General features: G+C 72.0%; 9 protein-coding genes. 5 read left to right on the top strand and 4 right to left on the bottom strand.

Going from position 1 to position 8,456, the window contains the following annotated elements:
• Window positions 1-330 precede the first annotated feature (330 nt).
• From ACZ49B_RS38820 to ACZ49B_RS38805, 4 genes are all read right to left on the bottom strand, one after another.
• Complete coding sequence (locus tag ACZ49B_RS38820; protein WP_468315963.1) at window positions 331-1,440, bottom strand: aryl-sulfate sulfotransferase; 1,110 nt, start codon at window positions 1,438-1,440, stop codon at window positions 331-333.
• A 26-nt stretch (window positions 1,441-1,466) separates the two neighbouring features.
• Window positions 1,467-2,462 (bottom strand): ABC transporter substrate-binding protein, encoded by a 996-nt coding sequence (locus ACZ49B_RS38815; protein ID WP_468315961.1) that lies wholly within the window; start codon window positions 2,460-2,462, stop codon window positions 1,467-1,469.
• A gap of 95 nt (window positions 2,463-2,557) precedes the next feature.
• Complete coding sequence (locus tag ACZ49B_RS38810) at window positions 2,558-3,274, bottom strand: ABC transporter ATP-binding protein (protein WP_468315958.1); 717 nt, start codon at window positions 3,272-3,274, stop codon at window positions 2,558-2,560.
• Complete coding sequence (locus tag ACZ49B_RS38805; protein ID WP_468315956.1) at window positions 3,271-4,050, bottom strand: ABC transporter permease; 780 nt, start codon at window positions 4,048-4,050, stop codon at window positions 3,271-3,273. Before ACZ49B_RS38805 ends, ACZ49B_RS38810 begins: the two co-directional genes overlap by 4 nt.
• Window positions 4,051-4,193: 143 nt before the next feature.
• Between ACZ49B_RS38805 and ACZ49B_RS38800 the strand changes: the two genes are divergently transcribed.
• The 5 genes from ACZ49B_RS38800 to ACZ49B_RS38780 form a co-directional block, all read left to right on the top strand.
• Window positions 4,194-4,763 (top strand): helix-turn-helix domain-containing protein, encoded by a 570-nt coding sequence (locus ACZ49B_RS38800; RefSeq protein ID WP_468315953.1) that lies wholly within the window; start codon window positions 4,194-4,196, stop codon window positions 4,761-4,763.
• Between the two features lie 384 nt (window positions 4,764-5,147).
• Window positions 5,148-6,350: an acyl-CoA dehydrogenase family protein gene (locus ACZ49B_RS38795; protein ID WP_468315951.1), complete on the top strand. Its 1,203-nt coding sequence runs from the start codon at window positions 5,148-5,150 to the stop codon at window positions 6,348-6,350.
• 146 nt (window positions 6,351-6,496) lie between these two features.
• The gene (locus tag ACZ49B_RS38790; protein ID WP_468315949.1) at window positions 6,497-6,955 is read left to right on the top strand and encodes an RrF2 family transcriptional regulator; all 459 of its coding nucleotides are present in this window, start codon (window positions 6,497-6,499) and stop codon (window positions 6,953-6,955) included.
• 144 nt (window positions 6,956-7,099) lie between these two features.
• Window positions 7,100-7,198, top strand: coding sequence for a putative leader peptide (locus ACZ49B_RS38785; protein ID WP_468315946.1), 99 nt, complete (start codon window positions 7,100-7,102; stop codon window positions 7,196-7,198).
• 254 nt (window positions 7,199-7,452) lie between these two features.
• Window positions 7,453-8,456: ABC transporter substrate-binding protein (locus ACZ49B_RS38780; protein ID WP_468315943.1), on the top strand; the 1,004-nt coding region annotated here is incomplete at its 3' end.

The raw sequence follows: 8,456 nt of genomic DNA, 5'->3' as shown, positions 1-8,456 counted from the left end.
GCCACCAGCCACACGCATGCGGCTCTGAGCCCCGCCCACATCATGGGTAGCCGATCCCCCCCCCCCCCCCCCCCCCGCCGGCGGCTTCGGCCGTGCAGTGAGGACGAGCGATTCGGTCAAGGACACTCCAGCAGCATTCGATGAGCGAAGAATCGAAAAGCAGCCGTCATGCCGGACGGAAGAGGCCGCTGATGTCGTGATCTGCGGCCTAAGCTAGGCAGCCCGCAAAAGGGCTGTCAACGGACCTGATCTCGGTGGATGCGAAAGCGGACGGCATTGTCATCTGCCGTACACAGAACGCCCTCCGCTGAAATAAAACGCGGCTTCCGATTAGAGCCAGGGCAGTTGGTCGGCGGAGTGGCGGTAGGCGCGGAACACGGCGTTCTGGGCGCCGGCCGAGGACTCCAGGCCCACACCGTCGCCGAAGGACCGGAACTGCGGGACCACGAACTCCCAGACCACGTCCCCGCTCGGGGTCACCTCGAAGAGCCGCCCGAAGGAGCCCTCGGCGATGAAGGTGTTCCCGTTGGGAAGCCGCTGCGCGCTGGACATGTACGGGCTGTAGAAGTTCTGCGGCGGGTTGTCCTCGTACGACCACACCTCGTTGCCGGTGCGCGGGTCGAGCTCGAGCACCCGCGAGTACGGCACGGAAGTCGTCTCGCGGTAGGTGCCGTTGTCGAAGACCAAGATGTTGCCGTTCGCCAGCTCGTGCGGGTGGTGCTGCTGGGCGAGGACGTCGGGGCCGATGTGCCAGAGGACGGACCCGTCGGCGCGGTCGACGGCCACGGTGGAGGAGGCGCTGCGGAAACCGAGCACGATCGAGCCGTCGGCGCGCTCGTTGACGGTGTTGGCCATGGGCCAGTGCTCGCGGGCGAAGTGCGGGTTGAGGGGGAACTCCTCGGGGTCGAGGTGCTCGATGGCGGCCCAGCGCCACACCTCCTCGCCCTCCCAGGTCAGCTCGTACACCACGTCCCCGTAGATCACCCCGCCGGCCGCTTCGGAGCCGGGGATGCCGCCCCGGATGCGGGCGGCGTCGGCCGGGTCCAGGGGTTCGACGACGGTGACGATGAGGTTGCCGTTGCGCAGGATCGAGGCGTCGTGGTGGTGGAAGGGGTGGCGGACCTCGCGCAGGACCGTGGAGTCGGGGGCCAGTTCCTGGAAGATGCCGCCGTGGTAGACGTCCCAGATGGGGAAGAGGGTGGGGCTGTTCGTGTCCTTGGCCGCGTAGAAGAGGTTCCCGTTGGGCAGGAGCTGCGCCTGGCGGCCGGGCGGGTGCGGGGAGTTCCAGGTGTGGGCGGGCCGGCCCTCGATGTCGACGAGGTGGATCTCGCCGGCGCTGGTGATCGGGGTGTAGAGGGTGTAGCCGCCGTAGCTGCGGGCGGGGTCGTGGGCGATCAGGCCGACGCCGCGGCGGCGCAGGGTGTTCTGGTCGACGGTCATGCGTATCTCCTCGGGTGGGGTGTGGGTCAGCGGACGGTGACAGCGGCCGGGTCGACGGCCGTCAGGGGGCCGGGGTTCAGATGCCGCTGCAGGGCGGCGCGGTCGGCGGAGCCCGGCAGGCTCTGGGCGGTCTTCGCCCAGGCGGCCTCGTGCTCCAACTGGTCCAGCAGCTCGGGCGAGAGGGTCGCGCCGTAGGCGTAGCGGGGTTGGAAGGCGTCCACGTAGCCGGCCTGGAGCGCGCCCTTGGACTGGGCCAGTACGGCGCTGCGCGCGGCGGCCGGGTCGGCGGTGATCTCGTGCTGGGCCTTCAGCAGCGCCCGGAGCACGGCCGTGGTGGTCTGCTCGGTCGCCTTCGGACCGGCGACGAGCAGGGTCCGGGCCGTGTAGCCGGTGAAGGGAAGCTCGGCGTAGCGGTCGCCGAGGGTGGTGCGGGCGGAGTCGTAGAAGCTGGGGAAGGTGACCCCGGCGTCGACGTCCCCACGGGCCAGCGCCGAAGTGACCTGGTTCGGGGCGAGGTTCACGACGGTCACGTCGGCGGCCGTCAGCTGTACGGAGGCGAGCATCCGCGACAGGGCGTACTCGACGTTCGTGCCCTGGGGGACCCCGACCTTGCGGCCCTTCAGCGCGGCGAAACCGGTGATCTGCCGGTCGGTGCGGGACAGCAGGCGCCAGTCGGAGAACCGGGACAGGTCGGCGACGATCCGCAGCTCGCGCCCGCCCAGTGCGGCCGTCACGGCGGGCAGGTCACCGACGACGCCGAGCTGCGCCTGGCCGCCGAGCACGGCGTTCAGCGCGTCCCGCCCGGTGGGCTGGGTGGTGACGGTGGCGTCGATGCCCTCGGCGGACCACAGCCCGCGCTCTTGGGCCACGTAGACGGGCGCTCCGCCGAGGTGGTCGCTCCCGGCGAGGGATACGGCGGGGCGGTCGCCGCCCGCGGGACCGGAGGCGGAGCCGCAGGCCGAGGTGAGCGTGCAGAGCAGGGCTGCCGCCAACAGGGCGGCCACGGCGCGGGGTCTGAGCATGGGGAGGGTTGTCCTTCCGGGGACGGAGGTGGAGCAGGGTCTGGTACGGGGTCGGGGCTGCTGGGCTTGGGGGTCGGGGGTACTGGTCTTCTGGCTCAGTCGGAGCCGAGGTGACGTGCGATCAGCGAGCGCAGGTCCGGGTCGGGCGGCCCGGCGGGGACGGCGTGGTCGGCCACCACCCGGCCGGGTGTCCCGCCGAGGACGACGACCCGCTCGGAGAGGGCCAGTGCCTCGTCGATGTCGTGCGTGACGAACAGGACGGTGGTGCCGCGGCGCTGCCACAGTTCCCGCAGCAGGGTCTGCATCCGGGTCCGGGTCAGCGCGTCCAGCGCTCCGAACGGCTCGTCCAGCAGCAGTACTTCGGGTTCTGCGGCCAGGGCCCTGGCCAGTGCCACGCGTTGCTGCATGCCTCCGGACAGCTGCCCCGGGTACTTCTCGGCACCGTCCGCGAGCCCCACCTCGGCCAGTGCCGCGAGGGCGCGCCGGCGGCGCTCCGGGCGCGGCAGGCCGAGCCGCTTGAGGGCGAACTCGACGTTGCCGCGGGCAGTGCGCCAGGGGAAGAGCGCATAGTGCTGGAAGACGACGCCCCGCTCCGGGCCCGGCCCCCGTACCGGGTCGGAACCCACCGTCACCCGCCCTCCGGCGGGCCGCAGGAAACCGGCCACCTGGTTGAGTACCGTGGACTTGCCGCACCCGCTCGGCCCCAGCAGCGCCGTGAAGGAGCCCGCCGGGAGCTCCAGATCGGTGGGCTCCAGGACCGGGACGGCCCCGTAGCGGACCGACAGTCCCTCCAGTCGTACGCCCAGGCTCATGGGGCGCTCCAGTGCACGAATCGGCGGCCGATCGCGGCCAGTACGAGGTCGACGGCCACGCCGAGCAGCCCGAGGACGAGCAGTCCCGCGAACATGCGGTCCACGCGCAGGAACTGGCCGTCCACTTGGAGCCGGTACGCCAGCCCGCTGTCCGCGCCGCCCAGTTCCGCTGCCACCAGTGCGAGCAGCGCCACCGATGCGCCGTAGCGCAGTGCGGCGAGCAGCGCGGGGGCGGCGGCGGGCAGCAGCACCTCGGTGAACCGCCGGTGGAGCGGCGCCCCCAGGGACCGGGCGGCCCTCAGGTGGGTCGCCGGCACCCGCGAGACCCCGTCGTGAACGTACAGCCAGACGGCGAGCAGCACGGCGTACGCGATGAGCAGGCGCTTGGCGGTCTCCCCGATGCCGAACCAGGCGGTCGCGAGGGGCACCAGCGCGATGGCCGGGATCGGCCGCAGGAAGGAGATCACCGGGGAGACGGCGGCGGACAGCCTCGGCAGGTAGCCGGTGGCGAAGCCCAGTGCGCTGCCGGCCAGGGCGCCCAGCGCGAATCCCTGCCCGGCGCGGGCGAGGCTGGCGCCGAGATCGGCGGCCAGCATGCCGCTGCGGGCACCGTCCGCGAGCGCGGCCGCGGTCTCACCGGGTGTGGGCAGCAGCCCGGGAGACACCGCTCCGGACCTGGCGAGCAGGTACCACAGCGCGAGCACGGCACCTGCGGCGCCCAGGGCCGGGCCGAGCCGGCTGACGGCCCTGCCGGGCGGTGAGGGGGTGGCGTGCACGGGGCGGCTCCTCGTTCGGTTCCTCGTTCGTTGATAAGCGAGGTCAATAATTGACCACGCTTATGAAGGGAGCATTGCGGCAGTGCAAAGCCTCGCCCGGGCGCCCGGCCGCCCCCCATCGGCGATGAGGTACGTTCACCTGCGTGTCTCGACCCGAACCCACGCCGGAGGCGATCGAGGTCGGACGGGTGATCCGGAGCTGCCGCAAGCAGCGCGGCGTCTCCATGGCCGTCCTCGCCACCCGCTCGGGCCTCTCCCAGCCGTTCCTCAGTCAGCTCGAACGCGGCCTCGCCACACCCAGCCTCACCTCGATCTACCGGATCGCGGACGCGCTGGACGTCGCCCCGGGAGCCTTCCTGCGACCGCCCGCACGCCCGGGTGCGGTCAGCCACGAGAGCGACCCGCAGGTGATCCGCGTGAACGAGGCCGCGGGGCAGACCGCCCAGGTCCTCATCCCCGGCGGGCGCAGCGCGCTGATGGAGGCCTACGAGCACCACTTCGAGCCCGGCCAGGGCGAGCGCGGCTGGTTCGAACACCCCGGCGAGGACTTCCTCTACGTACTGGAGGGCGAGATCGTCCTGGAGGTCGAGGGGGAGGCACCGCTGACCCTGCGCGCCGGCCAGAGCGCCCACCACCGGGGCGAAGTCCCGCACCGGTGCCGCCTGACGGGCCCCGACGCCGCGCGCACCTTGCTGGTCATCGCGAACGCGTAGGCGAACTCCCCGCGTTCACCCGCCCCCTGACGGGCGGTCCTGCCGCGCTCCCCTCCCCCGGCTTCGAGCCGACAGGCTTGTGACCTGCGCCGTCTTGCATCCCAAGACCGAACTGTCCACCATGCGGCCACACTCTTGCCGGGAAGGCCGCTTCGGACGAGGATCCCTATCAATCCGATGGGAAAGGTGGGGTTTGGTGAAGTGCCGTCAGCCAGGCCTCCGGCGCCGCCCGCACCCGCTGAGCCGGACACCTCCCGCCAACCGGCCGACGCCGCCCGACAACGTTTCCGGAGTAGCCGACATGAGCACCGCGATTCCCCCCGACACCGCTGCCCGCCCATCCCCCGCGCCCCGCAGCGGCACGCGGGCCTGTCGGTGACGCCCGTGCCGACGACGCCGAGCGCCGCCGGCGGGCGCTCCGCCGACGAGCGGCGGGGCGCACTCCTGCGTACCGCCCGCGACGTGGCGGACGACCTCGCCGCGGACGCCATCGCCAGAGACCAGGCCGGCAGGCCGCCGACCGACGAGACGGCCAGGCTGCGCGAGGCGGGCCTGCCCGCGGCCCTCACCCCGCCCGGGCCGGGCCGCGGGGCGGACTGGCGCACCGGATGCGCCGTCATACGGGAGATAGCCGCGGCGGACAGCTCCGTCGGGGACGTCCTCGCACGCCACTACGTGCACGCCTGGAGCGGGCGCTTCTACGCGGGTCACCACCTCGCCGCCGCCCTCGAGGAGGGGTCGGTGCGCGGGCAGTGGCTGTGGACCGGCGCGGTCCACGCCCCCTCCCCCGACGACGAAACCTCTGGGCCGGACCTGACGCTCAGGCCGCGCGGCGGCGGCTACGTGCTGAACGGGTCCCGGTCCGTGGAAACGGCGGTGGCCGTCGCCGACCAGATCGTGCTGGACGCCGCCTGCACCACGACCGGTGACGTGCTGGTCGTACGGATCCCCTCCAAGGCGCCGGGCGTGACCATCGAGCCCGCCCACGACCGCCTCGGGCAGCGCGTCGCCGGCGCGGGCCGGGTGGCCCTCGAGCGGGTCGCCGTCGCGCCCGCGCAGGTGCTGGGCCGCCGGCCGCAGGACGAGGAGTCCACCGCGCCCTTCACCGCGCTCGCCGAGCCGGCGCTCCGGCTCGCCCTGTGCCACGTCGGCCTCGGCATCGCCGAGGGCGCCCTCACCGAAGCGCGCGACCTCAGCCGGGGCGGCCGCGCACACCGGTCGCCCGGCGCGGACCCGGACCTGTTCCTGACGTACGGAGAGCTCGCCTCCGCCGCCCAGACGGCCACCGCCGTGGTCGACCGGGCGACGGAGGTGATGGCGCGGGCCCTGGACACGGGTACGCACCTCGATCCCGAGGAACCCGCGGCCGTCGCCGCTCTGGTCGCCACCGCCGAGACCGTGACGTCGAAGGCCGCCCTGCACATCACCGCCCGGGTGCTGGAACTCGCCGACGCCCCCGGCCTGGACCGGTTCTGGCGCAACGCCCGCGTCCTGACGGCCCACCGCCCGGTCGCGCACCGCCTGCGTTCCATCGGCGAGCACTACCTCAACGGCTCGCAGCGCGCGGTGGCGGCCGCCTTCCTCTGACCCCTCCGACACCCCCTGACGGGGGCACCACGCGGGACCCCGATCCGAACCCGGGCCCCGGCCGCCGGGCACGCACACCTACCTCCCCGGCGGCCGACGGCCACCCGCGGCGGACACCGACCGAGGGCATGCAAGATAATGTCCGTATGCGGATCTCAGCCAGGGCGGACTACGCGGTACGTGCCGCACTGCAGCTTGCCGCGTCACAGGATGACGGGCCGGTGAAGGCCGAAGCCATCGCCGACGCGCAGGACATCCCGCACAAGTTTCTCGAGGGCATCCTGAACGACATGCGCCGGGGCGGTCTCGTGGTCAGCCAGCGCGGCGGCAACGGCGGCTACCGGCTGGCCAAGCCGGCCCGGTCCATCAGCATCGCGGACGTCATCCGCGTCGTGGACGGACCACTCGTCTCGGTGCGCGGGGTCCGTCCTCCGGACCTGTCCTATTCCGGCCCCGCCGAGTCACTGCTGCCCCTGTGGATCGCCCTGCGGGCCAACGTACGCGAGATCCTCGACGGAGTGTCGCTCGCGGACGTCGCCTCGTCCGACCTGCCCGCCGACGTCTCCGCGCTGACCCGTACCCCCGATGCCTGGACCAACCCCTGACCTGCTGACCCTCGCCCCACCTGCATGTTCTCGCATCGCGAGATCAACGCGTCCATCATGTGGTCACCCTCTTGGGGTGGGCGCCTCCCCCTGCCAAGATGCCTACCAACCAGGTGGGAAAACTAGGAATGAGGTGGGGTGGCCATGCGAACACTGCATCACGTTGGCCGGATCCTGCCCCTGACCTCCCGTCGGCACATCGACCTGGTCCGTACGTCCAGCGCCATCTGTCAGCCCTCCTGACACGATCGGCCGGCTCCGGTCCGCACGCGGAGCACCGCCCAGCGCGGTGCCGACCCGCCCTCCACCGGCCGGACCAACCCGCAGCCGACCCGACCCGCTCCCCTTCGAGTGCGGTTTCGCGCACCCACCCCCTTGCCTGCCGACGGCCGGGAACGGATCACGTGCGTGCCGATCGCCGCCCTGGCCGCCGTCTTTGCCTTGCCACCTCCGTACTTCTGTACCTCCCTGCACCCATCCCGTGAAAGGACACCTCCGTGTCTGCCGCCAGACCGCTCATCACCCTGCGCGCCATCGCCGTCACCGCCACCCTTCCCCTGCTGCTCACCGCCTGCGGCTACGGCTCCGAGGCGAAGAAGGGCGACGACAAGGCCAGCGTCGCGGCCACCGGCGACAAGAAGCTGTCGGCTTCCGAGGTCCGTATCGGGTACTTCCCGAACCTGACGCACGCCACCGCCCTGGTCGGCCTCCAGGAGGGCCTGATCGCCAAGGAGCTCGGCGCCACCACCATCAAGCCGCAGTCCTTCAACGCCGGCCCGTCCGAGATCGAGGCCCTCAACGGCGGCTCCCTCGACATCGGCTTCATCGGCCCCTCGCCCTCCATCAACGGCTACGTCAAGTCCAAGGGCTCCAACCTGCGGATCATCTCCGGCTCCGCCTCCGGCGGCGTCAAGCTGGTCGTGAACCCGGACAAGATCAAGACCCTGGACGACCTCAAGGGCAAGAAGATCGCCACCCCGCAGAAGGGCAACACCCAGGACGTCGCGTTCCTCAACTGGATCGCCGAGAAGGGCTGGACGGTCGACCCCGAGTCCGGCAAGGGCGACGTCTCCGTCGTCCGTACGGACAACAAGGTGACCCCGGACGCCTTCAAGCAGGGCTCGATCGACGGCGCCTGGGTCCCCGAGCCCACGGCCTCCAAGCTCGTCGCCGACGGCGGCAGCGTCCTCCTCGACGAAACCACCCTGTGGCCCGACAAGAAGTTCGTGATCACGAACGTCATCGTGTCGCAGAAGTTCCTCAAGGAGCACCCCGACGTCGTGGAGGCCGTCCTGGCCGGCACGGTGAAGACCAACGAGTGGATCAACGCCAACCCCGACAAGGCCAAGGCCTCCGCCAACGCCAAGCTCGCCGCCGAAGGCGGCAAGCCCCTGGACGCCAAGGTCATCGACCCGGCCTGGCAGTCCATCTTGGTCACCGACGACCCGCTGGCGTCCACGCTGAAGACCGAGTCCGACTGGGCGGTCAAGGCCAAGCTCAT

The sequence above is a fragment of the Streptomyces sp. NPDC031132 genome, assembly GCF_055570595.1.
Note: the sequence above shows the minus strand (reverse complement) of the source record. Positions and strands in the feature narration are given on the sequence as shown.

Excerpts from the sequence above, each read along its gene's own strand:
- ACZ49B_RS38820 (WP_468315963.1), bottom strand. The coding sequence starts at position 1,440 with ATGACCGTCGACCAGAACACCCTGCGCCGCCGCGGCGTCGGCCTGATC.
- ACZ49B_RS38815 (WP_468315961.1), bottom strand. The coding sequence starts at position 2,462 with ATGCTCAGACCCCGCGCCGTGGCCGCCCTGTTGGCGGCAGCCCTGCTC.
- ACZ49B_RS38810 (WP_468315958.1), bottom strand. The coding sequence starts at position 3,274 with ATGAGCCTGGGCGTACGACTGGAGGGACTGTCGGTCCGCTACGGGGCC.
- ACZ49B_RS38790 (WP_468315949.1), top strand. The coding sequence starts at position 6,497 with ATGCGGATCTCAGCCAGGGCGGACTACGCGGTACGTGCCGCACTGCAG.
- ACZ49B_RS38785 (WP_468315946.1), top strand. The coding sequence starts at position 7,100 with ATGCGAACACTGCATCACGTTGGCCGGATCCTGCCCCTGACCTCCCGT.